This is a genomic window from Micromonospora sp. DT227 (genome assembly GCF_049841835.1).
In the GTDB taxonomy this organism is placed as follows: domain Bacteria; phylum Actinomycetota; class Actinomycetes; order Mycobacteriales; family Micromonosporaceae; genus Micromonospora.
Window position 1 is genome coordinate 1,259,143 of sequence record NZ_JBNCLA010000001.1, and the last position, 26,564, is coordinate 1,285,706.

General features: G+C 73.1%; 29 protein-coding genes. 13 read left to right on the forward strand and 16 right to left on the reverse strand.

Going from position 1 to position 26,564, the window contains the following annotated elements; translation table 11 throughout:
* Nucleotides 1-3 precede the first annotated feature (3 nt).
* Nucleotides 4-822: a PaaX family transcriptional regulator gene (locus ACLQ2W_RS06575; protein WP_107154892.1), complete on the reverse strand. Its 819-nt coding sequence runs from the start codon at nucleotides 820-822 to the stop codon at nucleotides 4-6.
* Between the two features lie 189 nt (nucleotides 823-1,011).
* Here ACLQ2W_RS06575 and ACLQ2W_RS06580 point away from each other — a divergent pair, with 189 nt between their 5' ends.
* Both ACLQ2W_RS06580 and ACLQ2W_RS06585 read left to right on the forward strand, forming a co-directional pair.
* The gene (locus tag ACLQ2W_RS06580; RefSeq protein WP_013283866.1) at nucleotides 1,012-1,179 is read left to right on the forward strand and encodes a DUF3117 domain-containing protein; all 168 of its coding nucleotides are present in this window, start codon (nucleotides 1,012-1,014) and stop codon (nucleotides 1,177-1,179) included.
* Between the two features lie 145 nt (nucleotides 1,180-1,324).
* Nucleotides 1,325-2,785 carry a leucyl aminopeptidase family protein gene (locus tag ACLQ2W_RS06585; RefSeq protein WP_425785642.1) on the forward strand — a complete coding sequence of 487 codons (1,461 nt, stop codon included), beginning with the start codon at nucleotides 1,325-1,327 and terminating at the stop codon, nucleotides 2,783-2,785.
* A gap of 10 nt (nucleotides 2,786-2,795) precedes the next feature.
* On the opposite strand, the gene ACLQ2W_RS06590 is transcribed toward ACLQ2W_RS06585, so the two are convergent.
* Nucleotides 2,796-3,404, reverse strand: a complete 609-nt coding sequence (locus ACLQ2W_RS06590) for an O-methyltransferase (RefSeq protein WP_281943139.1) — start codon at nucleotides 3,402-3,404, stop codon at nucleotides 2,796-2,798.
* A gap of 256 nt (nucleotides 3,405-3,660) precedes the next feature.
* On the opposite strand from ACLQ2W_RS06590, the gene ACLQ2W_RS06595 reads away from it, so the two are divergent.
* Both ACLQ2W_RS06595 and ACLQ2W_RS06600 read left to right on the forward strand, forming a co-directional pair.
* Nucleotides 3,661-4,968 carry a S1C family serine protease gene (locus tag ACLQ2W_RS06595; RefSeq protein WP_425785643.1) on the forward strand — a complete coding sequence of 436 codons (1,308 nt, stop codon included), beginning with the start codon at nucleotides 3,661-3,663 and terminating at the stop codon, nucleotides 4,966-4,968.
* 72 nt (nucleotides 4,969-5,040) lie between these two features.
* The gene (locus ACLQ2W_RS06600) at nucleotides 5,041-5,469 is read left to right on the forward strand and encodes a preprotein translocase subunit TatB (protein WP_281943135.1); all 429 of its coding nucleotides are present in this window, start codon (nucleotides 5,041-5,043) and stop codon (nucleotides 5,467-5,469) included.
* Between the two features lie 46 nt (nucleotides 5,470-5,515).
* Here the strand turns inward: ACLQ2W_RS06600 and ACLQ2W_RS06605 are convergent, their stop codons facing one another.
* Genes ACLQ2W_RS06605 through ACLQ2W_RS06615 form a run of 3 tightly spaced genes read right to left on the reverse strand, consistent with a single transcriptional unit; the run spans nucleotide 5,516 to nucleotide 8,589 of the window.
* Nucleotides 5,516-6,661 (reverse strand): P-loop NTPase, encoded by a 1,146-nt coding sequence (locus ACLQ2W_RS06605; RefSeq protein WP_281943133.1) that lies wholly within the window; start codon nucleotides 6,659-6,661, stop codon nucleotides 5,516-5,518.
* A 10-nt stretch (nucleotides 6,662-6,671) separates the two neighbouring features.
* Nucleotides 6,672-7,316, reverse strand: a complete 645-nt coding sequence (locus ACLQ2W_RS06610) for a DUF1003 domain-containing protein (protein ID WP_425785644.1) — start codon at nucleotides 7,314-7,316, stop codon at nucleotides 6,672-6,674.
* Nucleotides 7,309-8,589, reverse strand: coding sequence for a magnesium transporter MgtE N-terminal domain-containing protein (locus ACLQ2W_RS06615; RefSeq protein ID WP_425785645.1), 1,281 nt, complete (start codon nucleotides 8,587-8,589; stop codon nucleotides 7,309-7,311). Before ACLQ2W_RS06615 ends, ACLQ2W_RS06610 begins: the two co-directional genes overlap by 8 nt.
* Nucleotides 8,590-8,622: 33 nt before the next feature.
* Here ACLQ2W_RS06615 and ACLQ2W_RS06620 point away from each other — a divergent pair, with 33 nt between their 5' ends.
* A complete protein-coding gene (locus tag ACLQ2W_RS06620; protein WP_281943127.1) occupies nucleotides 8,623-9,492 on the forward strand; it encodes a PhzF family phenazine biosynthesis protein in 870 nt (289 codons plus the stop codon).
* Nucleotides 9,493-9,759: 267 nt separating this feature from the next.
* Nucleotides 9,760-10,293, forward strand: coding sequence for a hypothetical protein (locus ACLQ2W_RS06625; RefSeq protein ID WP_425785646.1), 534 nt, complete (start codon nucleotides 9,760-9,762; stop codon nucleotides 10,291-10,293).
* 69 nt (nucleotides 10,294-10,362) lie between these two features.
* Here ACLQ2W_RS06625 and ACLQ2W_RS06630 read toward each other — a convergent pair whose 3' ends face one another.
* Entirely contained in the window at nucleotides 10,363-11,319 is a 957-nt protein-coding gene (locus tag ACLQ2W_RS06630; RefSeq protein ID WP_425785647.1) for a DMT family transporter, read from the reverse strand.
* Between the two features lie 132 nt (nucleotides 11,320-11,451).
* Between ACLQ2W_RS06630 and ACLQ2W_RS06635 the strand changes: the two genes are divergently transcribed.
* Nucleotides 11,452-13,605 carry an APC family permease gene (locus ACLQ2W_RS06635; RefSeq protein WP_425785648.1) on the forward strand — a complete coding sequence of 718 codons (2,154 nt, stop codon included), beginning with the start codon at nucleotides 11,452-11,454 and terminating at the stop codon, nucleotides 13,603-13,605.
* Between the two features lie 4 nt (nucleotides 13,606-13,609).
* Here ACLQ2W_RS06635 and ACLQ2W_RS06640 read toward each other — a convergent pair whose 3' ends face one another.
* The gene (locus tag ACLQ2W_RS06640; protein WP_281943119.1) at nucleotides 13,610-13,897 is read right to left on the reverse strand and encodes a hypothetical protein; all 288 of its coding nucleotides are present in this window, start codon (nucleotides 13,895-13,897) and stop codon (nucleotides 13,610-13,612) included.
* Nucleotides 13,898-13,972: 75 nt separating this feature from the next.
* Nucleotides 13,973-14,797, reverse strand: coding sequence for an SDR family NAD(P)-dependent oxidoreductase (locus ACLQ2W_RS06645; RefSeq protein ID WP_425785649.1), 825 nt, complete (start codon nucleotides 14,795-14,797; stop codon nucleotides 13,973-13,975).
* 124 nt (nucleotides 14,798-14,921) lie between these two features.
* Here ACLQ2W_RS06645 and ACLQ2W_RS06650 point away from each other — a divergent pair, with 124 nt between their 5' ends.
* The gene (locus ACLQ2W_RS06650) at nucleotides 14,922-15,878 is read left to right on the forward strand and encodes an HpcH/HpaI aldolase/citrate lyase family protein (protein ID WP_425785650.1); all 957 of its coding nucleotides are present in this window, start codon (nucleotides 14,922-14,924) and stop codon (nucleotides 15,876-15,878) included.
* Nucleotides 15,879-15,920: 42 nt separating this feature from the next.
* Here the strand turns inward: ACLQ2W_RS06650 and ACLQ2W_RS06655 are convergent, their stop codons facing one another.
* The gene (locus tag ACLQ2W_RS06655; protein ID WP_425785651.1) at nucleotides 15,921-16,406 is read right to left on the reverse strand and encodes a DUF4190 domain-containing protein; all 486 of its coding nucleotides are present in this window, start codon (nucleotides 16,404-16,406) and stop codon (nucleotides 15,921-15,923) included.
* A gap of 116 nt (nucleotides 16,407-16,522) precedes the next feature.
* On the opposite strand from ACLQ2W_RS06655, the gene ACLQ2W_RS06660 reads away from it, so the two are divergent.
* Entirely contained in the window at nucleotides 16,523-17,413 is an 891-nt protein-coding gene (locus ACLQ2W_RS06660; protein ID WP_281943110.1) for an SDR family NAD(P)-dependent oxidoreductase, read from the forward strand.
* Nucleotides 17,414-17,417: 4 nt separating this feature from the next.
* Here the strand turns inward: ACLQ2W_RS06660 and ACLQ2W_RS06665 are convergent, their stop codons facing one another.
* A complete protein-coding gene (locus ACLQ2W_RS06665) occupies nucleotides 17,418-17,822 on the reverse strand; it encodes a DUF4190 domain-containing protein (RefSeq protein ID WP_405092291.1) in 405 nt (134 codons plus the stop codon).
* 176 nt (nucleotides 17,823-17,998) lie between these two features.
* On the opposite strand from ACLQ2W_RS06665, the gene ACLQ2W_RS06670 reads away from it, so the two are divergent.
* A complete protein-coding gene (locus ACLQ2W_RS06670) occupies nucleotides 17,999-19,195 on the forward strand; it encodes an acyl-CoA dehydrogenase family protein (protein ID WP_425785652.1) in 1,197 nt (398 codons plus the stop codon).
* A 46-nt stretch (nucleotides 19,196-19,241) separates the two neighbouring features.
* Here ACLQ2W_RS06670 and ACLQ2W_RS06675 read toward each other — a convergent pair whose 3' ends face one another.
* Entirely contained in the window at nucleotides 19,242-19,880 is a 639-nt protein-coding gene (locus ACLQ2W_RS06675; RefSeq protein ID WP_425785653.1) for a PH domain-containing protein, read from the reverse strand.
* A 90-nt stretch (nucleotides 19,881-19,970) separates the two neighbouring features.
* Between ACLQ2W_RS06675 and ACLQ2W_RS06680 the strand changes: the two genes are divergently transcribed.
* Nucleotides 19,971-20,624 carry a TetR/AcrR family transcriptional regulator gene (locus ACLQ2W_RS06680; RefSeq protein WP_425785654.1) on the forward strand — a complete coding sequence of 218 codons (654 nt, stop codon included), beginning with the start codon at nucleotides 19,971-19,973 and terminating at the stop codon, nucleotides 20,622-20,624.
* Here the strand turns inward: ACLQ2W_RS06680 and ACLQ2W_RS06685 are convergent.
* Nucleotides 20,581-20,988, reverse strand: coding sequence for a CoA-binding protein (locus ACLQ2W_RS06685; RefSeq protein WP_405092295.1), 408 nt, complete (start codon nucleotides 20,986-20,988; stop codon nucleotides 20,581-20,583). The two genes, ACLQ2W_RS06680 and ACLQ2W_RS06685, sit on opposite strands and share 44 nt — an antisense overlap.
* Before the next feature lie 26 nt (nucleotides 20,989-21,014).
* A complete protein-coding gene (locus ACLQ2W_RS06690) occupies nucleotides 21,015-23,237 on the reverse strand; it encodes an intein-containing Rv2578c family radical SAM protein (protein WP_425785655.1) in 2,223 nt (740 codons plus the stop codon).
* Between ACLQ2W_RS06690 and ACLQ2W_RS06695 the strand changes: the two genes are divergently transcribed.
* Entirely contained in the window at nucleotides 23,173-23,592 is a 420-nt protein-coding gene (locus tag ACLQ2W_RS06695; RefSeq protein ID WP_405092297.1) for a thiol-disulfide oxidoreductase DCC family protein, read from the forward strand. The genes ACLQ2W_RS06690 and ACLQ2W_RS06695 overlap by 65 nt on opposite strands.
* Before the next feature lie 37 nt (nucleotides 23,593-23,629).
* Here the strand turns inward: ACLQ2W_RS06695 and ACLQ2W_RS06700 are convergent, their stop codons facing one another.
* The 3 genes from ACLQ2W_RS06700 to ACLQ2W_RS06710 form a co-directional block, all read right to left on the reverse strand.
* Nucleotides 23,630-24,538: an MFS transporter permease gene (locus ACLQ2W_RS06700; protein ID WP_425785656.1), complete on the reverse strand. Its 909-nt coding sequence runs from the start codon at nucleotides 24,536-24,538 to the stop codon at nucleotides 23,630-23,632.
* Nucleotides 24,535-24,975 (reverse strand): hypothetical protein, encoded by a 441-nt coding sequence (locus tag ACLQ2W_RS06705; protein ID WP_425785657.1) that lies wholly within the window; start codon nucleotides 24,973-24,975, stop codon nucleotides 24,535-24,537. Before ACLQ2W_RS06705 ends, ACLQ2W_RS06700 begins: the two co-directional genes overlap by 4 nt.
* Nucleotides 24,976-25,125: 150 nt before the next feature.
* Nucleotides 25,126-25,488 carry a thioredoxin family protein gene (locus ACLQ2W_RS06710; RefSeq protein WP_425785658.1) on the reverse strand — a complete coding sequence of 121 codons (363 nt, stop codon included), beginning with the start codon at nucleotides 25,486-25,488 and terminating at the stop codon, nucleotides 25,126-25,128.
* Nucleotides 25,489-26,033: 545 nt separating this feature from the next.
* Here ACLQ2W_RS06710 and ACLQ2W_RS06715 point away from each other — a divergent pair.
* Nucleotides 26,034-26,549, forward strand: a complete 516-nt coding sequence (locus ACLQ2W_RS06715; protein ID WP_281943094.1) for a MaoC family dehydratase — start codon at nucleotides 26,034-26,036, stop codon at nucleotides 26,547-26,549.
* Nucleotides 26,550-26,564 lie beyond the last annotated feature (15 nt).

Here is a 26,564-nt window from a genome sequence, read left to right on the forward strand (position 1 = left end):
TTTCTAACGACCCTTCTGTCGGGCGAGGCGGTGGCTGGCGTCGAGGCACTGCTCGACGTACCGGTCGGCGGCCGGCCGGAGCCGGGCCGCGTGCCGGTCGAAGAACCCGGCCGCGCTGGTGCCCGGCCAGCGCTCGGGGAGCAGCGCCGGGGGCAACTGCGGGTCCCGGAACAGGAAGGTACGCCACGCGTGCACGAGCCGGAACCGGGCCGCGTACGCCTCCTCGTCGCTGCTGCGGACCGTGACGCCGGACAGCAGCGGCTTCTGTTCGGCGACGAAGCGCTCGTACGCCCGGCCGATCTCGACCAGGTCCCAGGCCCGGCGGACCACGCCCATGGCGCCCGGGGTGCCGGCGGCGTGCGCGGCGGTGAACCGTTCGAAGCGCACGCCCGCCTCGGCGAGCAGCAGGTCGACGTCCTCGCCGGGGCGGGTGGCCACCCAGGTGCAGTCGTCGAGTGTGCCGTAGCCGAGGAAGGTGAGGTTGGCGGCGAGCCGCTGCCGGTCCCGGCGGGAGGCGGGCGCCGTGAGGACGAGAAGATCGAACCGTCCGTCCCAACTGTGCCGACCGGTCCGGTAGATCCGGGAGGCCGCCTCGTCGAGTCGACGACCCGCTTTCGGGGTGATCGAATATCCCGGTCCGGAGGCGAGCCGGAGTGGTTCCAGCCAGCCCTGACGGACCATCCGGGAGACCGCGGTGCGTACCGCCGGTGGGGCGATCCCGAGCGGCGCCAGCAGCTTGACCAGGGCGGCGACCGGTGCACGGCCACCCCGGACGCGGAGGTGGTCGCCGTACAGGTCGAAGAGTGCCGACCGTGCCTGCATGACCGCACATTGTGACAGGCCTACCCAAGATAAGCTAGATGCTGTTACATCAATGCTGCTTCGGTTTGGGTCCGGCGGTGTTCATCAGGGAAAATCGTTGGTCGACGCCTCCGCGACTGTTGCGGGTGCGATGGCGAAGTGGCTGTGGGGCAACCCACCGACCCTGGCGTAGGTCTGAGGGGAGACAACATGGCGGCGATGAAGCCGCGGACGGGCGACGGTCCGCTGGAAGTCACCAAGGAGGGCCGGGGCATCGTCATGCGGGTCCCGCTGGAGGGTGGTGGCCGGCTCGTCGTCGAGATGACTCCCGACGAGGCCACCGCGCTGGGTGACGCGCTGAAGGCGGCCGCCGGCTGATTCGAGGAGCAGGCCGCGTGGTGTCCCACCGCGCGGACGGTTCGTCCTACCCTGAGCCACCGGCTTGCCCGGTGGCTCAGGGCCTTCCTCGGCCGGTAAGCGGCAACGCGTCCCGCTTAGAGCGTTTTCGGAGGTACGGTCCAGCGTGCTGGCCATTCGTCTGGTGAGCGGGTCCACGCGACCCGACGCCCTCGTCCTGCCCATCCGTCCCGGTGGGCCGGACGCCCCGCCGACGTTGGTCCCGACCGCCGTCCCGCCCGATGACGACGTCCGGGTCGCCGCGACCGCGCTGCTGCCCGCCGCCCGCCTCACCGGCGCGGCCGGCGAGATCCGCGAACATCTGCGTCCCGGTGAGGCCCCGAGCCGGCTCTGGCTGCTCGGCGTCGGCGACGGCGACGAGGCGGGCTGGCGCTCCGCCGGGGCCGCGCTGGCCCGTGCCGGCAAGGATGAGACGCAGATCACGATTTCGGTTCCGGACGGGTCCGAGTCGGCGCTGCGCGGCCTGGCCGAGGGGCTGCTGCTCGGCTCCTACCGGTTCCGGCTCACCGAGTCCGGCGCGCAACCCGCCCTGGCCCGGGTGGACGTGCTGGTGGCCGACCCGGACGCGCTCGCCGACACGCTGGCCGCGGCCCGGGTCACCGCCGAGATGACCCGGCTGGCCCGCGACCTGACCAACACCCCGTCCTCCACCAAACATCCGGCGTGGTTCGCCGACCAGGTGGCCGCCGCCGCCGCCGACCGCCCCGACCTGCACCTGCGCGTGCGTGGCCCGGAGGAGCTGTCGGCCGAGGGCTTCGGCGGCATCCTGGCCGTCGGCGGCGGCTCCGTCCAGGGGCCGCGCCTGGTCGAACTGGACTGGCGGCCGGCCGGCGCGCGTACCCACGTGGTGCTGGTGGGCAAGGGCATCACGTTCGACACCGGCGGCATCTCGATCAAGCCGGTGCCGGCCATGAAGCTGATGCGCAAGGACATGGCCGGCGCCGCCGCCGTGGTGGCCGCCACGCTGGGCGCCGCCGCGCTGCGCCTGCCGGTCCGGATCACCACACTGGCCCCGCTGGCCGAGAACATGGTCAGCGGCTCCGCGTTCCGCCCCGGCGACGTGATCCGGCACTACGGCGGGCTGACCAGCGAGAGCACCAACTCCGACGCCGAGGGGCGGCTGGTGCTGGCCGACGCGATGGCGTACGCGGTCCGGGAGCTGAAGCCCGACCTACTCGTCGACCTGGCCACCCTGACCGGGGCGAACGCGGTCGCCCTGGGCAAGCGGCACGCCGCGCTCTACGCCGAGAACGACGACCTGGCCACCGACCTGCTGGCCGCGATGACCGCGGCCGGCGAGCGGGCCTGGCGGATGCCGCTCGCCGACGACTACCTGGAATACCTGGCCAGCGACGTCGCCGACCTGCACAGCTCCCCGGCCCGGGGCGCCGGCTCGGTGGTGGCCGCGCTCTTCCTCCGCGAGTTCACCGGCGACCTGCGGGACCGCTGGGCGCACCTGGACATGTCCGCCCCGTCCTGGTCCGACGACGTGCACGGCGAGTTGACCAGGGGCGCCACCGGCTGGGGCGTACGCGGGTTGCTGCGCTGGCTGGCGACGCTGGGCTGAGCGGGCGGCGTCAGCTCTTCACGGCGGCGAGCAGCCCGTGGCCGACCGGCAGCAGCGCGGGCACCCAGTGCTCCGACTCGCGGATCGCCTTGATGGTCTCCCGCACCGTCACCGTCTCCATGTCCCGCGCGGCCGGGTCACCGATCCGGCCGGCGGCCAGCGCGCCGTTGAGCGCGAGCACCCCGCCGGGGCGCAGCAGCCGCAGCGCCGCGTCCACGTACGCCGCGAAGCCGGGCCCCGGCGCGTCCGCGAAGACCAGGTCGTAGACACCGTCCGCGAGACGCGGCAGCACGTCGAGCGCCCGACCGGTGATGATCCGGGTACGCCCCGACGGGAAGCCCGCCTCCTGGAACAGCCGCCGGGCGATGCGCTGGTATTCCACCTCCACGTCGATCGTGGTGAGCACGCCGTCGGGGCGCATACCGCGCAGCAGCCACACGCCGCTGACCCCGGTGCCGGTGCCGATCTCCACCACCGCGCGGGCGTTGCCGGCGGCGGCGAGCAGGCGCAGCGCGGCACCGGCACCGGACGTCACCGCCTCCACACCCACCTCGTGGGCGAGGGCGCGGGCCGTGCGCAGCACGATGTCCTCGGTGACGTACGACTCGGCGAACTGCAACGCCTGGGCCGTCGAACCGCCGGGACCGGCGACCGTGGCGATGGGGCACCTCCTGGGGGCGGGGTTGGTGCGAGGGGTCGGTTGGCACTGTGAGCGTAGAGGCGAGCCGGTACGCGCGCAGCCGCGAGTCGGCCCTCGGGCGATCACGGGCGGCAACCCCTGACTCCACCCGGGGCATCCGTGCAATCCTGGATGGGTCCCGCGCGTCTCGATCGTCCGGCTCCGCCGGCGTCGGCGCGGGACGCGCGGGACGAATGTGGGAGGCACGGACGTGACCGACGGCTGGGACTGGCGCCGGCCCGGCGGCTCGGGCGCACCGGCGGGAGGGCCGGTGCCCGGGCAGCCACCGCCGAGCGCCGGGGGTGGCACGACGTCGCCCTGGTGGTCCGACGCGCTGGCCGACCCGTGGCGGGACCCGTACGCGCCCGCGGCCGTGGTGGTCCCGGCCACCGCGCCCACCGGGGCGGGTGAACCGGAGCCGGTCACCGACCCGGACGCGCCGACCCGGCCGGGGCTGCGTCAGGTGGTGTTGATCTCGCTGATCACCGCGCTGCTGGCCGGCTCACTGGGCAGCGCCCTGACCTACGCCTTCCTGGGCGGCGGCGCCGTGCCGACGCTGGGCGCGCAGGCCGGGCAGGCCCCGGCGCTCGCCCAGCGCAAGCCGGAGTCGCTGGCCGGGGTCGCCGAGCGGGTGCTGCCCAGCGTGGTTACCATCCGGGTGGCCAGTCTCGGCGGCACCAGCGAGGGCTCCGGCTTCGTGGTGAGCACCGACGGGCACATCGTCACCAACGACCACGTGGTCGCGGACGGCCCGGGCAAGGCCACGGTGGTGTTCAACGACGGCAGCACCGCCGCCGCCACCGTGGTCGGGCAGGACCCGGAGTCGGACATCGCGGTCATCAAGGTCACCCGCAGCGGGCTGACGCCGGTGCAGTTCGGCGACTCGGACGCGCTCGCGGTGGGCGACCCGGTGCTCGCCATGGGTTCGCCGCTGTCGCTGGCGAACACCGTCACCGCCGGCATCGTCAGCGCGCTGGACCGCACCATGCAGGCGGGTGAGCCGGGCGGCCCGACCCGCTACTACGCGGCGATCCAGACCGACGCCGCGGTCAACCACGGCAACTCCGGCGGCCCGCTGGTGGACGGGGCGGGCCGGGTGGTCGGCGTGAACTCGACGATCAAGTCGCTGGTGGCCGACGGGCAGGAGGCCGGCAACATCGGGCTCGCCTTCGCCATCCCGATCAACCAGGCCAAGCGCGTCACCGAGGAGATCATCGGCACCGGCAAGGCCCGGCGTACGGTGATCGGCGCCTCGGTGGGCGGCACCGGCGCCACCGGCGGCGGGGTGCGGCTCAACGCCGTCGAGCCGGCCGGTCCGGCGGCGGCGGCCGGGATGCGTACCGGGGACGTGGTGCTCCGGCTGGACAAGCACCCGATGACCGACCCGACCGACCTGGTGGCGCTGGTGCGCAAGTACGCGCCGGGTTCGGTGGTGACGGTGGAGTACCGGCGCGGCTCGGCCCGGCAGAACACCTCGGTGACGCTCGCCGCGGACGCCAAGTGAGGACCGGTGACCCCCTCCCGCCGGGCCGCCTTCCGTGCGTAGTCTTGCCCTGACACGGACGAGGAGGCCGGAGTGTTCGAGAACCTGAACTGGTGGGAGATCGGCGCCCTGCTGCTCCTGGCATTGTTGATCTTCGGGGACCGGCTGCCCAACGTGATCAACGACGGCCTGCGGATGGTGCGCAACCTGCGGAACATGGCGCGGAACGCGACCGGAGACCTGAGCCGCGAGCTGGGGACCGACATCCAACTGGAGGACCTGCACCCGAAGGCGTTCATCCGCAAGCACCTGCTCAGCGAGGACGACGAGCAGGCGATCCGGAAGCCGCTGCAGAGCATGTACGACAACCTGCGCTCGGACGTCACCGGCGTGCACGACGAGCTGAAGGACGTGGCCAAGGCGGCGGACCTGCGCACCCCGACCCCCCGCCCGGCGGTGGCTACCCCCACCGCCACCCCCACCACCCCGACCCCGCGCCCGTCCTACGACGACGCCACCTGACCCCGTCCCCCACGGGATCCGCGGGGGAGGGGTGAGGGGACGTGGGTCAGCGGCCGGCGGGCTTGAGGCCGAGCGGCTTGCCGAGCAGGGACTCGCGGCGGACGGCGAGCCGGTCGGCCACCTCGAACATGGCCTTCGCGGCCGGCGCGTCCGGCTGGGTCAGCACGATCGGCTGGCCGGCGTCGCCGCCCTCGCGGACCCGGGTGTCCATCGGGATCTGCCCCAGCACCGGCACCTGCGCGCCGATGGTCCGGGTCAGCGACTCGGCCACCGCCGCGCCACCGCCGGCGCCGAAGACCTCCATCCGGGAACCGTCCGGCAGCTCGAGCCAGGACATGTTCTCGATCACACCGACCACCCGCTGGTGGGTCTGCAACGCGATGGCGCCGGCCCGCTCCGCCACCTCGGCGGCGGCTGCCTGCGGCGTGGTGACCACCAGGATCTCCGCGTTCGGCAGCAGCTGGGCCACCGAGATCGCGATGTCGCCGGTGCCCGGCGGCAGGTCGAGCAGGAGGACGTCCAGGTCACCCCAGTAGACGTCGGCGAGGAACTGCTGGAGCGCGCGGTGCAGCATCGGACCGCGCCAGACCACCGCCGCGTTGCCGGGGGTGAACATGCCGATCGAGATGACCTTCACGCCGTGCGACTGCGGCGGCATGATCATGTCCTCGACCCGGGTCGGCGCGCCGTCGGCGCCGAGCATGCGGGGCACCGAGTGGCCGTAGATGTCGGCGTCCACCACGCCGACCGACAGGCCGCGGGCGGCCAACGCGGCAGCCAGGTTGACCGTGACGCTGGACTTGCCGACGCCGCCCTTGCCGCTGGCCACCGCGTAGACGCGGGTCCGCGAGCCGGGCTGGGCGAACGGGATCACCGGCTCGGCGGTGCCGCCGCCGCGCAGCTTCGACTGCAACTCCTGGCGCTGCTCCGGGCTCATCACCCCGAAAATGATCTCGACGCGGCTCACCCCGGGCACCGCCCCGACCGCGGCGGTGATGTCGGTACGCAGCTTGTCCTTCAGCGGGCAGCCGGCCACGGTGAGCAGCAGCTCCACCCGCACCACGCCGTCGTCGTCCCGCTCCGCGGAGCGGACCATGCCGAGTTCGGTGATCGGCCGGCGGATCTCCGGGTCGTTGACGGTGGCCAGCGCGGCCTGGATCGCGTCGGAGACGGTGCTGACGGGTGCTGACATGCCGGTAATGCTACGTCGGGCTCTGGTGCCGGACGTCGTGGGCGTGGTCACCGTCGAGCTCGTCGCGGGGCTCGTCGAGCGGGCGCCCACCGGGCGGTCGCCGCGCCCCTCGGTCCTGCTGTCCGCGGTCCTGCTGTCCCCGCTCATGCTGCCGCCGTTCCAGCTTGCGCCGCCGCTCCGCCGCCTCGTCCAGCTCCTCGGCCAGCCGGGTCAGCTCGGAGCGGAGGAAGTCCCGGGTCGCCACGTCCCCCATCGCGATCCGCAGCGCGGCGATCTCCCGGGCCAGGTACTCCGTGTCGGCCTTCTGCATGGTGGCCCGCCGCCGGTCCTCGTCCAGCGAGACCCGGTCCCGGTCCGCCTGCCGGTTCTGCGCGAGCAGGATCAGCGGGGCGGCGTACGAGGCCTGGAGGGAGAGCACCAGCGTCAGGAACGTGAACGTGTACGGGTCGAACCGCAGGTGCGCCGGGGCGAGCGTGTTCCACAGGAACCAGGCGGCCAGGATCAGCGTCATGTAGACCAGGAAGTTGGCCGTGCCCATGCCCCGCGCGATGCCCTCGGCCCAGCGGCCGAACGAATCCGCGTCGATCCGGGGCAGGTGCAGGCCCCGGGGGGCGCGCGGCTGGTCGAGCCGCTCGCCGCGTCGCTGCTCACTCATCGTCCACGGTCCCGTCGTCGGTGGCGGACGGGGTCGGTGCCGCGTCCCGGTCCCGCCAGTCGCGCGGCAGGGAATGGTCCAGCACGTCGTCCACCGTGACGGCGCCGACCAGCCGGTTGCTCCGGTCCACCACCGGCATGCCCACCATGTCGTAGGTGGCCATCCGGCGGGTGATCTCGGTCAGCGGGGTGGACGTCCGGAGCGGGTCGATGTCGTTGACCACGATGCCGCCGAGCAGGTCGGCCGGAGGCTCGCGGAGCAACCGCTGGAAGTGCACCATACCCAGGTAACGCCCGGTCGGCGTGGTCAACGGCGCGCGGGTCACGAAGACCTGCGCGGCCACGGCGGGCGAGAGCTGCACCTCCCGGATCCGGGCCAGGGCCTCGGCGACGGTGGCGTCCGGGGGCAGGATCACCGGCTCGGAGGTCATCACGCTGCCGGCGGTGCCCGAGGCGTAGCGCAGCAGTTGACGCACCGGGTCGGCCTCGTTCGGCTCCATCAGGTCGAGCAGCACGTCCTGCTCCGGCGGGGGCAGCTCGTTGAGCAGGTCGGCGGCGTCGTCCGGGTCCATCTCCTCCAGTACGTCGGCGGCCCGTTCCCGGTCCAGGGCGGCCAGGATCTCCACCTGGTCGCGTTCGGGCAGTTCGCTGAGCACGTCGGCGAGACGCTCGTCGTCGAGCGCGGCGGCCACCTCGTTGCGCCGGGCGTCGGGCAGGTCCTGGAGCGCGTTGGCCAGGTCGGCCGGGCGCATGTCCTCCAGCACGGCGAGCAGGTTGGCCGTACCCCGGTTGTCGCCCACGACGCCGAGGCCGCGGACCCGGTCCCACTCGACCTGGTGCAGGTGGCCGCGGCGGGTGAGCCGGCCGGTCTGCTCGCGGACGGCGACCCGGGTCAGCGCCCACTCGCCGCCCCGGCTGTGCTCCATGGCCACGTCCACGACCGAGCCGGCCGGCCCGCTCTCGAGCTGGACCCGCCGGTCGAGCAGTTCCTGGAGCACCAGCAGCTCGTTCGGTCGTTTCTCGAACCGGCGCAGGTTGAGCGTGCCGCTGCCGAGCACCACGGCGTCCGGGTCGATCGAGGTGATCCGGTTGATGGAGAGGAAGATGCGTCGCCGCATGGGCATCTCGGCGACCAGCCCCACCACCTCCGGCGGTCGTTGGGTCGGACGCATCCGGGCGACCGCGTCGCGGACGCGGCCGACCTGGTCGCCGTTCGGGTCGAAGACGGCGACTCCGGCGAGTCGAGCGATGTAGACCCGGTTCGGCGTGCTCACGGGCACCAGCCTAAGGGCCTACTCTCTAACAGCATGTCGACCTTGGCCTACGAGATCGTGGACGTCTTCACCGACCGCCCGTTCGCCGGCAACCCGCTGGCCGTGGTGTTCGGCGCGGAAGCGCTGGCCACCGAGCAGATGCAGGCGCTCGCGCTGGAGTTCAACCTGTCCGAGACGGTCTTCGTGCTGGCGCCCACCCAGGCCGGCGCCACCTACCGGGCCCGCATCTTCACCCCGACCGACGAGCTGCCGTTCGCCGGGCACCCCAGCGTGGGCGCCGCGGTGACCGCCGGCCGGCGCGGCCTCTTCGAGGTGGGCCGGGTCACCCAGGAATGCGGCGCCGGCGTGCTGCCGGTCGAGGTGACCCCCACCGGCGCGACGCTGACCGGGGGCACCCCGACGCTCGGCCCGGAACTCGACCCGGAGCCGCTGCTGGAGATCGTCGGGCTCACCGCGGCCGACCACGCCGGGCCACCGCCGCGCGTCGCCGGGTGCGGCCTGGAGTTCCCCTACCTGCCGGTACGCCCCGACGCGGTGGCCCGGGCGCGACTGAACACGGCGGCGGCGGAGCGGTACGGCGTCGAGCACGTCAGCCTCTTCTCCTGGGACCCGGAGTCGCAAACCGCGCACGCCCGGGTCTTCGTGCCCGGGATCGGCGTTCCGGAGGACCCGGCCACCGGTTCGGCCGCGCTCGGGCTGGGCGTCTGGCTGGTCGCCAGCGGCCTGCTGCCGGGCGAGGGGCGGACGCCGTACGCGGTGCGCCAGGGCATCGAGATCCACCGCCCCTCGTCGTTGGCCTGCACCGTGACCGCGGCCGGCGGAACGGCGGTCGGCGCGACCGTCTCCGGTCAGGTGGTGCCGGTGGCCCGCGGCGAGATCACCGTCCCGCCCTTCGTCGGCTGAACGGCCCGTTGTCGGTTGAGCCGTCTCCCGGCGGCGGGGCGCCGGCTCTGTCGGCGCGCCGGGAAGAAACAGCCCGCCGCGCCTACGAACTTGATGGCGTGAACGAGTCACCGTTCCCGTTCCCGTTCCCGGGAACCGGCATCGGGAACCGGCATCGGCTCCTGGCGACCGGGTAGCGGTGACTCATCCACGCCATCAAGTTGGTAGCGCCGTAGGTGAAGTCTCCCGCGCGAGCCCGCCCGCTCCGACGGGCCCTCGGGCGGCGGAATGCGGGAGGATGGTGGCGTGAGCGACGAGGTGGACGAACGGGTGACCCCGCCGTTGGTGGACGAGGCGGTGAAGAAGGCCGCCGTCTGTTGGGTCGGCGTCGGCGACGGCCCGGCGTACGCGTTGTGGTGCCTGCCGCTGGACGGCGCGTTGCTGGTGGTGACCGGCCCCGGCGAGCAGGCGGCGCCCGGGCTGGCCGACACCGACGCGGCCGAGGTGACGCTGCGCGGCGACCACGGCGGGCGGATCGTGAGCTGGCCGGCGCGGGTCGGTCGGCTCCGGCCCGGCACCGAGGAGTGGGACACCGTCGCGCCGCTGGTGGCGGCGAAGCGGCTCAACGCGTCCGGCTCGGCCACCGAGCTGGTGGCCCGGTGGGCGGCCGAGGGCTGCGCGCTCAACCGGCTCACGCCGGCCGGCACGGCGGTGAGCGGTGCCGACCTGCCGGACGGCCCGTTGACCGAACAACCGCGCCCGGCGTCCGCGGTCCGGGCCGTCCGCAAGCCGTTCCGCCTGCACCGAGTCCGCCGTCGCTGAAACCGCCGCCGCCGCCCCGCCGCCGGTGCCCCGCCGCCGCCGCCCCGCCACGGACCGTGGGGCCGGCGGTCAGTCCCGCAGCGGCGGCGGGTCGACCGGCACCGGGACCGGCGCGGCGCGCCGACCGGCCCGCGCGCCGCCGAGCACGACCACGGCGACGCCCACCAGCAGCAACGCCAGCCCGGGCAGGGCCAGCGGCCGGGGTAGCTGACCCAGCCAGACCCAGCCGATCAGCGCCGCGCCGGGCGCCTCCAGCAGGATCAGCACGCTGACCGTGGTGGCGGAGACCCGGTGCAGCGCGTAGTTGAACATCGAGTGCCCGAGGAGTTGGGCACCGGCCACCAGGCCGAGGATGGCCAGCCACGTGCCGCCGTCGTAGCCGTGCAGGCGTACGCCGCCGACCAGGCAGACGACCAGCAGGATCAGCGCGCACACGCCGTAGCAGACGGTGGTGTAGCCGGTGGTGCTGACGCTGGCCCGGGCACGCTCGCCGAGGGCGGTGTAGACGGCCGCGAACATGCCGCCGGCCACGGCCAGCAGGTCGCCGGCGAACGCCCGGCCGGAGACGGCGACGTCGGCGCCGGTGGCGAGCGCCGCGCCGAGCACCGCCACCGCGATGCCGGCCCAGACCGCCGCCGGCAGCCGATGCCCCTGCCAGCGGGCGATCAGCCCCTGCCACACCGGCTGCGTCGCGCCCAGCGCGGTCGCCGCCGCGACCGAGGTGAGCTTCGCGCTCGGCATCCAGGTGGCGAAGTGGGCGGCCAGCGCCACCCCGGAGAGTACGCAGTACAGCCCCTCCCGACGGCCCGGCCCGACCAGGAGCGCCCGGAGTTCGGCCCGTCGACGGGTCACCGCGACCGGACCGAGCACCGCCACCGACAACATGTTGCGCCAGAACGCGACGGCCAGGGCCGGCGCGGCGGCGAACGCCACCAGCGGCGCGGACGACGAGACGGCGGCGACGGCCAGTGCGAGCGCGCCGAGGGTCAGCGTGTCGAGCGGCGGGCGGTGTCCAGCGGTGTGCACGGCTCCGATCATGCGCGTTCCGGCGATCCGGGATGCCGGAGACGTCTCCCCGGGCCGATCGGAGGTGTCTCCCCGGGCCGAACTGTGGCCGAACCGGCCACCGGAGCGGCCGCGGTGCACGACAGTGCGGGAGTGGAGGCAGAGCGGGACGACGCGGCGGAGCCGGGCACCGTGGTCACGCCGTCGGCCGAGTTCCCGCCGCTCGGCGCCGAGGAGCGGGCCGCGCTCGGCCGGCTCGGCACGCGTTGGCACGGCCCCCGGAAGGCCGGCGAGCTGCCCGTCGACCCGACGCTCGGCCGGCGCGGGCAGCCGCCCCGACCCACCCGGTTCGGGCGGTTGGCCCCGATCGACCTGTTCACCGTGGCGCAACCGGACGAACTGGTCGCCACCGGGTCGGCGTACCTGCCCGGCAGCCGGGCCGGCCGGGCGGTGGCCCGGGTACGCCGGACCCTGACCGGCCCGCCGCTGGCCAGCAGCTCCGTGCTCTACGAGCGGATGCGCAAGCTGGTCGCGCTGCCGGTGCTCTCCTCGGACCTGCTCAGCTCCGTCGCGTACGGGCCGGAGGCGATGCTCGCCGTGCTGGTGCTGGCCGGTGGTGCCGCGCTCGGGCTGGCGTTGCCGCTGGCCGCGCTGCTGGCGGTGCTGATGGTCGCGGTCGGGCTCTCCTACCGGCAGACCATCCCGGCCTATCCGCACGGCGCCGGGTCGTACCTCGTGGCCGGGGACAACCTGGGGCGTACGGCGGGACTGGCCGCCGCGGCCGGGCTGATGCTCGACTACGTGCTGACCGTGTCGGTGTCGGTGGCCGCCGGCGTGCACGCGGTCACCTCGGCGCTGCCCGGGTTCACCAGGTGGACCGTGCCGCTCGGGGTGCTGGTGATCGCCGTGCTGCTCGCCGGCAACCTGCGCGGCGTACGTACCGCCGGCAACATCTTCGTGCTGCCCACGTACGCGTTCGTGGTGGTGGTCCTCGCGGTGCTGGCGGTCGGCTACGCGAAGGCCGCGGCGCGGGGTTTCGCGCCGGTGCCGCCGCCGGCGGTGCCGGCCGCGGAGGGGCTGGGGCTGCTGCTGGTGCTGCGCGCGTTCTCCTCCGGCGCGGTGTCGATGACCGGCATCGAGGCGGTCTCCAACGCGGTGCCGGCGTTCCGCCCGACCGAGTGGCGCAACGCCCGCACCACGCTGGGCTGGATGGTCGCCATGCTGGTCACGCTCTTCGCCGGGCTGGTCGGGCTGATCCACCTGGACGGCCTGGCGCCCCGGGCGGACGAGACGCTGCTGTCCCAGCTCGGCCGCGTCACGTTCCCCACCGGCCCCGGGTACGCGATCCTCCAGACCACCACCGCGCTGATCCTGCTGCTGGCCGCGAACACCGCGTTCAACGACTTCCCCCGGCTGCTGTTCTTCATGGCCCGGGACGGGCACGCGCCGCGCCGCTTCCTGCACATGGGTGACCGGCTGGCGTTCAGCAACGGGCTGGTCGCGCTCGCGCTCGCCGCGGCGGCCGTCTTCGTCGCCTTCGGTGGGCACACCCAGACGCTGATCCCGCTCTACGCGGTCGGCGTCTTCCTCGCGTTCACGCTGTCGCAGACCGGGATGGTGGTGCACTGGCGACGCCGGCGCGGGCGGGGCTGGCGCCGGCGGCTCGCGGTCAACGCGGTCGGCGCGACGCTCTCCGGGCTGGTGCTGCTGACCGCCGCGGTCGCCAAGTTCACCGAGGGCGCCTGGGTGGTGGTGGTCGCGGTGCCGCTGCTGGTGCTGCTGTTCCGCCGGATCCACCGGCACTACGCCACGCTGCACCGGGCGCTGGCGCTGCACCCGCCGCCGCCCGGGGCGCCGCCCGGCCCGGCCGGCTCCGCCGAGGGCGAGGAGCTGCCCCAGCAGGTACGCCACCTGGTGATCGTGCCGGTGGCCCGACTGAACCGGGCCTCGCTGCGCGCGCTGGCGTACGCGGCCTCGCTGGGCCGGCCGACGCTGGCCGTGCACATCGCGCCGGAGGAGGCCGAGGCGGACCGGTTCCGGGACCAGTGGCGGGCCTGGGGCGACCACCTGCGGCTGGAGACGATCGTGTCGCCGTACCGGTCGGTGATCGGGCCGCTGGCGCACTACCTGGAGGCGCTGCACGCCGCCGGCCCGGAGCTGACGCTCACCGTGATCGTGCCGGAGGTGGTGCTGCGCCGGCGTCGGCACCGGTTGCTGCACAGCCGCGCCGAGCAGCGGCTGCGCGCCGCGCTGCGGGCGCTGCCCGGCGTGGTGGTGACGAGCGTCCCGGTGCACGTGTCGCAGTGACGCCTCAGACGTCGTGGACCTCCAGCACGCGGGTGGTGGGGGCGGCGTCGCCCAGCTCCGCGCGGAGCGCGGCGCGCTCCGGGTCGACCAGGAACGCGTCGAGCCCGTCGCGGGCGGCGAACCGGATCACGTGCACCTCGGTTTCGCCGTCCCCGGTGCGCAACCGCCGCTCCAGCCGCCCGCCGTGCCGGTCGAGCAGCGCCAGCACCGCGTCCTCGTAGCGCCGGCCGGCGTCGGCGTCGGCGCTCAGGTCGACCAACGCGACCAGCAGGACCTCGTTCCCCGTCGTCATGGCGTCGAGTGTCCCAGCCGGTCGACCGGCGCGGTGTCCCGCGGCGGCCCGGCCGGTCGACCGGTGCGGTGTCCCTCAGCCGGCGAGACCGACGGCCTCGGCGCTGGCCGTCCAGAGCCGGGCCGCCAGCGCCGGGTCGGCCGCCCAGGGGCGCGGCCGGTGCGGCCTGCGGTCGGCGTAGTAGCCGCCGTCGATCAGCCGGGACGGGTCCTGGCCGGCGAGCCAGACCAGCGTCTCCGCGCCCTTCTCCGGGGTGCGGAACGGCAGCAGCCGCATGCCGAGCGCCACCACCCGGCTTTCGTTGCCGAACCGGGTGCTCACCACGCCGGGGTGGAACGCGTACGACCGCACCCGTGGCCAGCGCCGCGCCGCCTCGGCGGTGAACAGGATGTTCGCCTGCTTGCTGGTGCCGTACGCCCGGAACGGCCGGTAGTGGCGCAGCGTGGCGTTGAGGTCGTCCGGGTCGAGCACGCCGCTGCGGTGCGCGTTGGAGGCGGTCACCACCATCCGGCGTACCCGGTCGGCCAGCAGGTTGCTGAGCAGGAACGGGGCGAGGTGGTTGGCCTGCATGCTCAGCTCGAAGCCGTCGACCGTGGTGACCGGTTCGAGCGCGATCGCGCCGGCGTTGTTGGCCAGCACGTCGATCCGGTCGTAGTTCGCGCGCAGCCGCTCGGCGAGCCCGCGTACGTCGTCGAGCACGGCGAAGTCGGAGCGGAACAGCTCCGGCTGCTCACCGCTGGACTCGCGCACCCGCTCGCCGGCGGCGCGCAGCCGGGCCGGGTCCCGGCCGACCAGCACCACCTGGTCACCGCGGCGGGCCAGCTCGACGGCGGCGGCCAGCCCGATGCCCGAACTTGCGCCGGTCAGCACCACGATCCGACGCTCAGTGAGATCTTCCACAGGTCCATTCACCCCGGTCACGGCACGAGGTTACCGTGACGTAGCCCCGTCCTTTGGGATCGTTAAGTTCCGACTTCCACCGCCGCGTCGCGTGCTGCCGCCCGACGCTGATAGGAGCGCATCCATGACCGCTGTCGGTCGCCCCCGCCGGTCCTGCCTGGCGGTTCCCGGGTCCAGCGTCAAGATGCTCGGCAAGGCCCAGGGCCTCCCCGCCGACCAGGTCTTCCTGGATCTGGAGGACGCGGTCGCCCCACTGGCCAAGCCGGACGCGCGCAAGAACATCGTGGCCGCGCTGAACGAGGGGGACTGGGCCGGCAAGACCCGCGTGGTCCGGGTGAACGACCTGACCACGCCGTGGACCTACCGGGACGTCATCGAGGTGGTCGAGGGCGCCGGCGCGAACCTGGACTGCATCATGCTGCCGAAGGCGCAGAACGCCGAGCAGGTGCACTGGCTGGACCTGCTGCTCACGCAGATCGAGAAGACGCTCGGCCTGGAGGTCGGCCGGATCGGCATCGAGGCGCAGATCGAGAACGCCGCCGGGCTGGTCAACGTGGACGCCATCGCCGCCGCCTCGCCCCGGGTCGAGACGATCATCTTCGGCCCGGCCGACTTCATGGCCTCGATCAACATGAAGTCGCTGGTGGTCGGCGCGCTGATCCCGGACTACCCGGGCGATCCCTACCACTACATCCTGATGCGCATCCTGATGGCCGCCCGGATGCACGACAAGCAGGCCATCGACGGCCCGTTCCTCCAGATCCGCGACATCGACGCGTTCCGCGAGGTGGCGAAGCGCTCGGCCGCGCTCGGCTTCGACGGCAAGTGGGTGCTGCACCCCGGCCAGATCGACGCCGCGAACGAGGTGTACTCGCCGGCGCAGGCCGACTACGACCACGCCGAGCTGATCCTCGACGCGTACGACTACTACACGTCCGAGGCGGGCGGGAAGCTCGGCGCGGTGATGCTCGGCGACGAGATGATCGACGAGGCGTCCCGCAAGATGGCGTTGGTGATCTCGGCCAAGGGCCGGGCCGCCGGGATGACGCGTACCTCCTCGTTCACCCCGCCCTCGGCGTGACCGCGCGCCGGGCCGCCCCGCGTCGGGGGCGGCCCGGTCGGGTCAGTAGTTGGTGGAGCTGTCCGAGTTGATGGCGATCGCGATCATCACGATGTAGAAGATGATGCCGGCGACCAGCAGGGCGGTGAGGATCCAGCCGACGATGATGGCCGCCTTCGCCATCCCCTCGCCCTGCTCGCCGGTCTCCCGGATCTGCCGCTGGGCCACGTGCCCCATGATCGCGCCGATCGGCGCGGTGATGCAGGACGTGAGGCCGACCAGCGAGAGCACCAGCGCCACGATGGCCAGCGTGTTCGTCCGGCTCGCCGGCGGCGCGTAACCGGGGTGCACGGGCGGCGGGTACGCGCCCGGCGGGGGATAGCCGGCCGGCGGGTAGCCGGCCGCCGCGTACGGGTCGCCGGGCGGGGGCGCGTAGGGCGACTTCCCGACCGCGTACGGGTCCTCGGGCGCGTAGGGGTCGACCGGCGGGCTCGACTGCGGCCCGGCCGAGGGGTCGTGCCAGCCACCGGGCGGCGGGGGATAGCTCATCTGATCATCTCCAGGTACGTGGTCCGGGTCAGGGTAGCCACCACCGGAAAACCCGGAGCACCCCCTTTCCGGGTGCCGCATTGCCCGGAAGGTCCACAGCGGGCAGGATCCTCGACATGGCACTTGACGCGCGTGGGGGTCGGTCGCGACGGGACACGAGCCGGCCGGGGTCGGTGCGCCGCCCGCGCGCCGGCGAGCCGGCGGGCGCCGCCGACCAGGAACGGGCCGCACCGCTCCCGGAACCGGCCACCATGCGGCTGGACGGCCGGGTCGCGCTGGTGACCGGCGCGGGCAGCGCGGACGGCATCGGGTACGCGACCGCGCGCCGGCTGGCCGACCTGGGCGCCCGGGTGGCGATCGTGTCGACCACCCGACGGATCCACGACCGCGCCGAGGAGCTGGGCGTCACCGGTTTCGTCGCCGACCTCACCGACGAGTCGGAGGTGGGCGCGCTCGCCGACGCGGTGGCCGAGCAGCTCGGCGACGTCGAGGTGCTGGTCAACAACGCGGGACTGGCCAGCCGGGCCAGCCCGGAGGTGCTGCGGCCGGTGGCCCAGTTGACCTACGACGAGTGGCGCGGCGAGATCGACCGCAACCTGACCACCGCGTTCCTGTGCAGCCGCGCGTTCATCAACGGGATGTCGGAACGCGGCTGGGGGCGGATCGTCAACCTGGCCGCCACCGCCGGTCCGGTCAACGCGCTGCCCACCGAGGCGGGCTACGCGGCGGCCAAGGCCGGCGTGGTGGGGCTGACCCGGGCGCTGGCGATGGAGATGATCGCCGACGGGGTGACCGTGAACGCGGTGGCACCGGGCATCATCCACACCGCCGCGTCCACCATGGCCGAGATCAAGCAGGGGCTCGGCACGCCGGTGGGCCGACCCGGCCTGCCGGACGAGGTGGCCGCCGCGATCGCGTTCCTCTGCTCGCCGGCCGCGTCGTACATCACCGGGCAGATGCTGGTGGTCGACGGCGGCAACAGCGTCCGGGAGGCGCAGTTCCGCTGACGCGTCAGTAGCCGTTGTTGTCGGCGTTGGCCCAGATCGCCAGCCCGATCCAGCCGCAGCAGACCAGCAGGCCGAGCGCGGTGAAGACGTAGCTGAGGATCAGCCCCCAGGTGGCGAGCTGGTCGCCCTCCTCGCCGGTCTGCCGGATCTGCCGCTTGGCCAGGTGGCCGCAGACGATGCCGGCGGGCGCGAAGACGAACGCGAAGACCAGTGACAGGATGGCGAGCACGTTGGGGCCGCCGCGCGGGCGCGGGCCCTCGCCGGGCGGGCCGTACTGGCCGTAGGGCGGCTGCGGGGCGTACGGCGGCTGCTGTCCCCACTGCGGCTGGTGCCCGTACGACGGTTGCGGCCCGTGCGGCTGGCCGCGGTCCGGTGGCTCGTACGGCGACGGTGGCTGCTCGTCGGTCACGCCGGCCCCCTCGGATCCGCAGGTCAACCGCCCTTTCTCTTGCGGACGCTACCCGCAGCGGTGAACCTTTTCACAGCGGTTGTGTGGACTGGTCACCTTGGCGCGGCCGGTTGCGGGGCCGATACTGACCGAGCGTTCAGTTACCCATGAGTAATGCGCCGACCCCGGAGGCTGAGATGGCCCGACTCGCCCAGACGCCCGGCCTGACCGATGTGCAGCGGTCGATCCTGGAAACGGTCCGGGAGTTCGCCGACAAGGAGATCATTCCGCACGCCCAGCGGCTTGAGCACGCCGACGAGTACCCGACCGACATCCTCGACGGGATGCGCGAGATGGGGCTGTTCGGCCTCACCATCGACGAGGAGTACGGCGGTCTCGGCGAGTCGCTGCTGACCTACGCGCTGGTGGTCGAGGAGCTGTCCCGGGGCTGGATGTCGATCTCCGGCATCGTCAACACGCACTTCATCGTGGCGTACCTGATCTCGCAGCACGGCTCGGCCGACCAGAAGGCCCGCCTGCTGCCGAAGATGGCGACCGGCGAGGTGCGCGGCGCGTTCTCCATGTCGGAGCCGGAGTGCGGCTCGGACGTCTCGGCGATCAAGTCGAAGGCGGTCCGCGACGGCGACACCTTCGTGCTCAACGGCCAGAAGATGTGGCTGACCAACGGCGCGTACTCCTCGGTGGTGGCCACCCTGGTCAAGACCGACACCGGGGCCGACTCGGTCTACGGCAACATGAGCACGTTCCTGCTGGAGAAGGAGCCCGGGTTCGGCGAGACCGCGCCCGGCCTGACCATCCCCGGCAAGATCGACAAGATGGGCTACAAGGGCGTCGAGACCACCGAGATGGTGCTCGACGGCGTCGCCGTCCCCGCCTCCGCCGTGCTCGGCGGCGAGGAGCAGGTCGGCCGTGGCTTCTACCAGATGATGGACGGCATCGAGGTCGGCCGCGTCAACGTGGCGGCCCGCGCCTGCGGCATCTCGATCCGCGCGTTCGAGCTGGCCGTCGCGTACGCCCAGCAGCGCAAGACGTTCGGCCAGCCGCTGGCCCGGCACCAGGCGATCGCGTTCAAGCTCGCCGAGATGGGCACCAAGATCGAGGCCGCGCACGCGCTCATGGTCAACGCGGCCCGGCTCAAGGACGCCGGCCAGCGCAACGACGTCGAGGCCGGCATGGCCAAGCTGCTCGCCTCGGAGTACTGCGCCGAGGTGGTCCAGGAGGCGTTCCGGATCCACGGCGGCTACGGCTACTCCAAGGAGTACGAGATCGAGCGCCTGATGCGGGAGGCCCCGTTCCTGCTGATCGGCGAGGGCACCTCGGAGATCCAGAAGACAATCATCTCCCGCGGCCTGCTCAAGGAGTACAAGCTCTGAAGGACGGGCCCCCTCTTAACGTTTCCGGTAGAGAAGGGGCCCCCTCTCAACGCTTCGGCCGGCGCGCGACGGGGTCGGCGGCAAGGTGTCGGCGGGCGTGCTCGACAAGCGCGGCCGGGTCGTCCGCGTACATCCGGATCTCCCGGACCGGGGTGCTCGGCCCGCTCGGCAGCGGCACCGACAGCGGTTCCCGCAGCACCAGGTCGATCGCCGTCTGGCTGCCGACGCAGAGGTTGAGCACCGTCGGGTCGTCCTCGTCGTACCGGACCGCGCGGCTGGACGGCAGCGACCGGCGGCGGACCGCCACGTCGGCGACGGCGGCCCACGGGATCGTGACGTCGAGCGAGACGCCGTTGCGCACCCGCAGGCCGTCGCCGTCGACCACGTGCGGGTGGATCCGGAGGCTGGCCATCAGCCCGAACATCCACAGCAGACCCCAGACGCCGAGCCCGACGGCGGCGTGCCGGATCGTCGGCGAGTCGACGGTGTGCCGCAGGATCACGTCCAGGATCGGGATCTCGACCGCGGACATGACGATGAAGGCCAGCAGGATCGGCTGTACGCCGCCGACGTACGCGAACGTCGTCGCGCCGGCCGCCACCGGGTAGGGGCGGCGCAGCACCCACCGGGCCAGGCTGCGCCACATGCCCCACTCGTACGCCACGACCCGTCGGATCAGCCTCATCGTCGCCCTCCTCGTTTTTGCAATACAGTTGCAAGGTAAAGGTGTCGCGGCCGACGTGTCAATGCAGTTGTATTGTGAAAACATGGAGGCATGCCGAAACGGGTGGACCACCGGGAGCGCCGAGCGCTGATCGCGGACGCGTTGATGCGGGTCGCGGCCGAGCAGGGGCTGGAGGCGGTCAGCCTGCGCCACGTGGCAGCCGCGGCCCAGGTCAGTGCCGGGATGGTGCAGCACTACTTCCGTACCCGGGACGAGATGATGGTCTTCGCGCTCGCCGTGGTGAGCGAGCGCAACGAGACCCGGATCCGTCGGGCGGTCGAGGCGCTCGGCGCGACGCCGCCACCCCGGGCACTGCTCCGGGCCATGCTGACCGAGCTGCTGCCGCTGGACGAGGAACGACTGGCGGACGGCCGGGTGGCCCTGGCCTTCCTCGCCTACACCGCCGTCCGGCCCGCCGTGGCCGCCGCGCTGCACGACGACACGGCGGCGCTGCGGGCGTTCGTCGCGGACCAGATCGCCAGGTCACCGCTGGCCACGGCCGGCCGGGTGGAGCCGGAGCCGGCCGCCGTCGGCCTGCTCGCCGTGCTGGAAGGGCTCGGCATCCACGTGCTCGGCGGCCACTACTCGCCGGAGACCGCGCTTGTCGCGCTGGACGCCCAGCTCGACCTGATCTTCGGCCGTGAGTCGCCTGTCGAAACGGTCAGCCGTGCCGGGTCAGGCCGGCCGCGGCCCGCTCCACGATGAGGCACCTGTCCTCGACGTAGTCGATGCCGGCCGCCTCGGCGATCCGACGCGCCTCGGCGGAGACGATCCCGAGCTGCAACCAGACCGCCGGCGCGCCGATCGCCACCGCCTGCCGGACCACCTCGACCGCGTCAGGCGCCGGGCGGAACACGTCCACCAGATCGACCGGGTGCGGGATGTCGGCAAGCGTCGGGTACGCCTTCTCGCCGAACAACTCGTCCACGGTCGGGTTCACCGGGATGATCCGCCACCCGTGCCGCTGCATCTCCAACGGCACCCGATGCGCGGCCTTGCCCGGGTCACGGGAGGCCCCGACGACGGCGATCACGGCGGAGTCGGCGAGGAGCTGCTGGGCGGACCGCATCCACCGAGACTAACCCGCCGGCCCGGTCACAGCAGGGCGAGCTGTTCGGCGGCCGGTGCCGGTGGCGCGGTGTCGGGCAGCCGCCGGTTGTCGCCGACCTCACCGCGGTGCAGGCCGTGCCGGCGGGCCGCCATCCGGACCCGCGCGGTCACCTCCCGCTGGTACGCCTGTGGCGCGTACGCCCCGGCCTGGTAGAGCTGGCGGTAGCGGGGCACCAGGTGGGGGAACTCGCGGGCCAGCCAGCGTGCGTACCACTCCCGGGCGCCGGGGCGCAGGTGCAGGGGCAGCGGCGTCACGTCGACGGCCCCGGAGGCGGCGATCGCCGCGACGGTGGCGTCGATCGACTCCTCGTCGTCGCTGAGGCCGGGCAGGACCGGGGCCATCAGCACGCCGACCGGGAAGCCGGCGTCGGTGAGCCGGCGGACCGCGTCCAACCGGCGGCGCGGACTCGGTGTGCCCGGCTCGGCCAGGCGCCAGAGCGTCTCGTCCACGAAACCCACCGAGTAGGACAGCCCGACCCGGGTCACCTCGGCGGCCTGGCGCAACAGGGGCAGGTCGCGCAGTAGCAGGGTGCCCTTGGTCAGGATCGAGAACGGGTTGGCGAAGTCGCGCAGCGCCGCCAGGATCGGCGGCATGAGGTGGTAGCGCCCCTCGGCCCGCTGGTAGCAGTCCACGTTGGTGCCCATGGCGACGTGCGCGCCCCGCCAGCGTGGGGCGGCCAGCTCGCGCCGGACCAGTTCGCCGGCGTTGACCTTGACGATCACCTTGCGGTCGAAGTCGGCCCCGGCGTCCAGGTCGAGGTAGGTGTGGGTGTTGCGGGCGAAGCAGTTGTGGCTGACCACCCCGTTGGCGATGAAGTCGCCGGTGCCGGTGGTGATGTCCCACAGCGGCAGCTCCAGCCCGAGGTCCTCGATGGATGTGATCTGGAGCCGCGCCGCGCACTTGAGCGCCGTGCCCTCGATCGAGCGGCGGTCGGTGACCGCCGGGTCGGTCAGGTGGAAGAAGCGCAGCCGCTCCGGCAGGCCGCCGGTCAGCCGGATCTGGAGCCCCCCGTTGCGGTTGCCGGCATCGTCGAGCGCCCACCGGAAGTCGAGCCGGTTGAGCGCCTCGACCGTGTGGCGTCGGCTCTCGTCGTCGGTGACGCCGATCCGGAACACGCCCCGGCGGCAGCTGCCGGCGGCGTCGAACATGCCGGCCAGGAAGCCGTGCCGCCAGTCGTCGGTCGGCTCGTCGGGTGGCCGCACCAGCGCGGCGACGACCTCGGCCCGGACCGGCCCCACCGTGCGCAGGGTGGTCAACCGCCGCGCCGGTCGCCCGGTCGTCCGCTCGACGTCGACCCCGGCGTCGGCGAGGAACCGCTCGGCCCGCTCCAGCGCCTCCGCCTCGACGGTGCGCAGCCGGAAGCGGAGGCGCGGGCCGTCGGCCTCCGCCTCGTGCCGGGGCAGCCGGCGTCGGTCGGCGTCGCGGACCAGCGCGTGCAGGTAACCCCGGTGGTAGTCGGTGGAACGCTTCGGCGCGACGGCGAACCGGCCGGTGCCGAGCAGGCGGTTGCGGGTGGTCAGGTGCGGGCGCCGCGCGCCGCCGCGCATGCCGCCGGTGACGTGCTTCCAGCCGCGTTCGGTGAGGAAGCGGTGGTCGCCGCTGGCCACCAGCGTGGTGCCGTCGGCCAGGGTGACCCGGTAGGCCCGCTTCACCGTCGACCAGGCGTCGAGCACGGTGGTGACGACGTAGTGCCGGTAGGCGCCGCGCCGTTGAGTGCCGTAGATCCGGTCGCCGGGCGTCAGCTCGCTGATCGGCCGGGTGCGCCCGTCGGCCATCAGGATCGGCGTGTCGCCGGCCAGGCAGTAGGTGCAGGCGTGGGAACAGCCACGGTAGGGGTTGACCGTCCACTCGAACGGCACGCGCGACTGACCGGGCACCCGGTTGATGATCGACTTGGCCTGCACCTCGTAGAACGTCATGCCGGCGAAGTCGGGGGTGTCGAACGTGCGGACGACCGCGTGGGGCAGCGCCAGCGGCAGGGGTGGAGCCGCCGGCGCTGCCCGGTCAGGAGTCCCCTCGTCCGGGGGAGCGGAGAGGTTGTCCCAGCGCATGGCGTTCATTCGAACACGTGTACGAACGAAGCGCAAGTGACGCGCCGGACACCGCGTGCCGTCGCGACCGACGCGGGTGCAGGATGGACGCATGGAGACGTCGACCTTCGTGTACGACGGCGACTGCGCCTTCTGCACCCGGTGCGCGCAGTTCATCGAACGTCGTATCCCCACCGGGGCCCGGGTGGTCCCGTGGCAGTTCGCCGACCTGGCGGCGCTGGGCCTGACGGAGGCCGAGTGCGAGGAGGCGGTGCAGTGGGTGGGCGCCGACGGCTCCCGGGCCGCCGGGCCGGACGCCATCGCGCGGCTGCTCGGCGACAGCGGGCCGCTCTGGCGCGTCGCCGGGGGTGGGCTGCGGCTGCCGCCGGTACGCGCCGCGGCCTGGCCCGCGTACCGCTGGGTGGCCCGCAACCGGCACCGGCTGCCCGGCGGCACCGCCGCGTGCGCGCTGCCCCAGGAGGCCCGCGAACGCCTCTACGGCCCCACCGGCCGCCCCGACCCCACCCCCTGACCCTCCCACTCCCACCCCCAACCCCAGCGTGGGGTGATCAAGGAGTTTGTATCGGCGTCGATCTCTGCGGAGACGCGAACTCCTTGATCACCGTGGCGGGTGGGGAGGACGGTGGTGGGGTGGGGTGGCGGCGCAGGCGGCGGGCGAACACCACCGGGCGGACCTTCTCCAGCGGCAGGAACGCGGTCATCGCCACCAGGTGCGGCGCGAACGAGATGGTGATGGTCGCGACGGTCACCAGGTGGAACGAGTAGAAGAAGCCCACCATGGCCGTCCGCCACCGTGCGGGGAGCACGAACACCAGCGGGCTGAGCAGCTCGAACGCCAGGATGCCGAACTGGGCCACGATCAGCAGGTGCGGCACCTGCGCGATCAGGTCGGCGAGGTCGGTGCCGCGGCGGATGATCGCCCGGGCCAGCACCGAGCCGGTGGCCCAGTCGAGACCGCCGAAGCGGAACTTCGCCCAGGCGGCCAGGAAGTAGGTGCAGATGACCGCGATCTGGGTGACCCGCAGCGCCCAGCCGCCCGCCTCGGTGCGGGTCGGGTCGCCGTGCCGGGCCCGGCCGGCGGTGGGCAGCGCGGCCAGCGCCACCAGGAGCCCGAACCGGTCGTGGTCGACCTTGCCGTAGCTCATCGCCACGATCATCCACTCGAAGTAGAGCGCGAAGACCGTCCAGCCGAGCAGCCGCGGCGCGCGGCCGGTCGCGGCCAGCAGCGCGGCCACCAGCAGCACCCAGAAGACCACGCCGACCAGGGCGGGGGTGGGCGTGGGCAGCGGCAGCAGCCGGCCGACGAGCAGCGGCTGGTAGAGGTCGCCGGGCACGTCGACGCGGGTGCGGACCCAGGGGGTGAAGACGACCAGGTCGGCGGCGACGAACAGGTAGACGAGCGTGCGGAACGCGGCGACCCGGCCGCGCGGCACCGCCTCGGTGAGCCAGCCGGTCATCCGGCGGTGTCCCAGCGTACGGCCGTGCGGTCGGTCCACCCGCCGGTCGGGCGTCCGCCCCGGATGTCGTGCAGGCGGACCACGATGCGCACCTCCACCAGCGCCGGCGCGCCGGGATGGCGTTCCGCGTACGCCTCGGCGACGGTGCGCAGCAGGCTGGGATCGGCGGCGTACCGGTCCTGCTGGCCCTCGATCTCGGCGCGGCGGATGCCGGTGGCGTCCTGGCCGAGCGGGACCACGGCGCCGCTCTCGTCGACGCCCTCGACCCGGGTGTCGGGGGCCGGCGCGTCCGGCGGGTCGGAGGTGGAATACATCCGGAACGGCCCGAACGGGAAATCGTCGTCCGTGCCGTGCACGGTGCCGAGCAGGAGCAGCGCCATCCCGAGCAGGGTGGCGCCGAGCCGGACGGCGCGCCCGCGTGCGGTCAAGGTCTCCATCAGGTCGTGACGATACGGGAGTGAACCGTCCGGAACTGTCCCTCAGTTGGCCATTTCCCACTGCCCGTCCCGCCGGTCACCCCGGTACGCGAAACGCCGCCGGCCGGTCCCGCGAACGGGGCCCGGCCGGCGGCGGAAGACGCGCCGTGCTCAGTGCTTGTGCTCGGCCAGCTTCTTGCGGACGTCGTCCATGTCCAGCTGCTCGACCTGCTCGATGAGGTTCTCCAGCGCCGACTCGGGCAGCGCGCCCGGCTGGGCGAACACGATGACGCCGTCGCGGATCGCCATCACGGTCGGGATGGAGCTGATGTTGAACTTGGCCCCCAGCTCCTGCTGCGCCTCGGTGTCGACCTTGCCGAAGACGATCTCCGGGTGCTTCTCCGAGGAGCGCTCGTAGACAGGGGCGAAGCGCTTGCACGGAACGCACCAGTCCGCCCAGAAGTCGAGCAGGACGATGCCGTCCCGGCTGGTCACCTCGTCGAAGTTGGCCGTGGTCAGCTCAACCGTTGCCATGTGCTCTCTCCGATCACCGCGGATTGCCGTACGTCCGGTGGAACCAGGGTCGGTCCGTGAGAATTCCCGTGACCTGCGCGACGAAACGCTGACCGCTCCGGACGTGTCCTCCAGCACATCGAACCTTATCTGTTCGCAAGATCGTGCGGCTTGCAAGTGCAGGACGCATTTGCGTGACGGGACGTGATGGGAGCGTTTCCAAGGAGATCACGCTGTGTTGCCGCTACGAATCGGTAATTTGCGTGCTGACAAGCGGTGATCCGGCCTGCGGAGATCGCTTGGGGGGAGGCGAGCGGTAACTCTGAGTATTGTTACGAAAAGATAAATGTGACGCCGGTCTCTGTCGAACCCTGGCCCCGTACGGCAGAATCTTTCACATCAGAGCGTGGGCGGCGGGTGCCGGGGAGGGCCCCGCCGCTCATTGCGTCTCCCCCCGGGTGGCGCCCGGTGTGACATTTCCACCGCGCGAGCGCCCCGCCCCTTGCCTTAACCAGCGGTAAGGCATGCTGTGCCGAACTCCATCGCCGCCCGTCGAAGGGACCAGGATGCAGTTCGGCCGCTACTACGAGGAGTTCGAGGTCGGCGCGGTCTACCGGCACTGGCCGGGCAAGACCGTCACCGAGTACGACGACCACCTCTTCTGCCTGCTCACCATGAACCACCACCCGCTCCACCTGGACGCGCACTACGCCGGGTCCGCCTCCCAGTTCAAGCGCAACGTGGTGGTCGGCAACTACATCTACTCGCTGCTGCTGGGCATGTCCGTGCCCGACGTGAGCGGCAAGGCGATCGCCAACCTGGAGATCGAGTCCCTGCGACACGTCGCCCCGACGTTCCACGGCGACACCATCTACGGCGAGACCACCGTGCTGGACAAGCGCGAGTCGGCCTCGAAGCCCGACCGCGGCGTGGTCGCGGTCGAGACCCGCGGCTACAACCAGGACGGCACGCTGGTCTGCGTCTTCCGCCGCAAGGTCATGGTCCCGAAGCAGGAGTACGCGGCCGCCGCCGTGCCGGAGGGCGTCGACCCGGAGCGCCCGAGCTTCCCCGAGCCGCGCTGAGTCGGGCACCCCGCC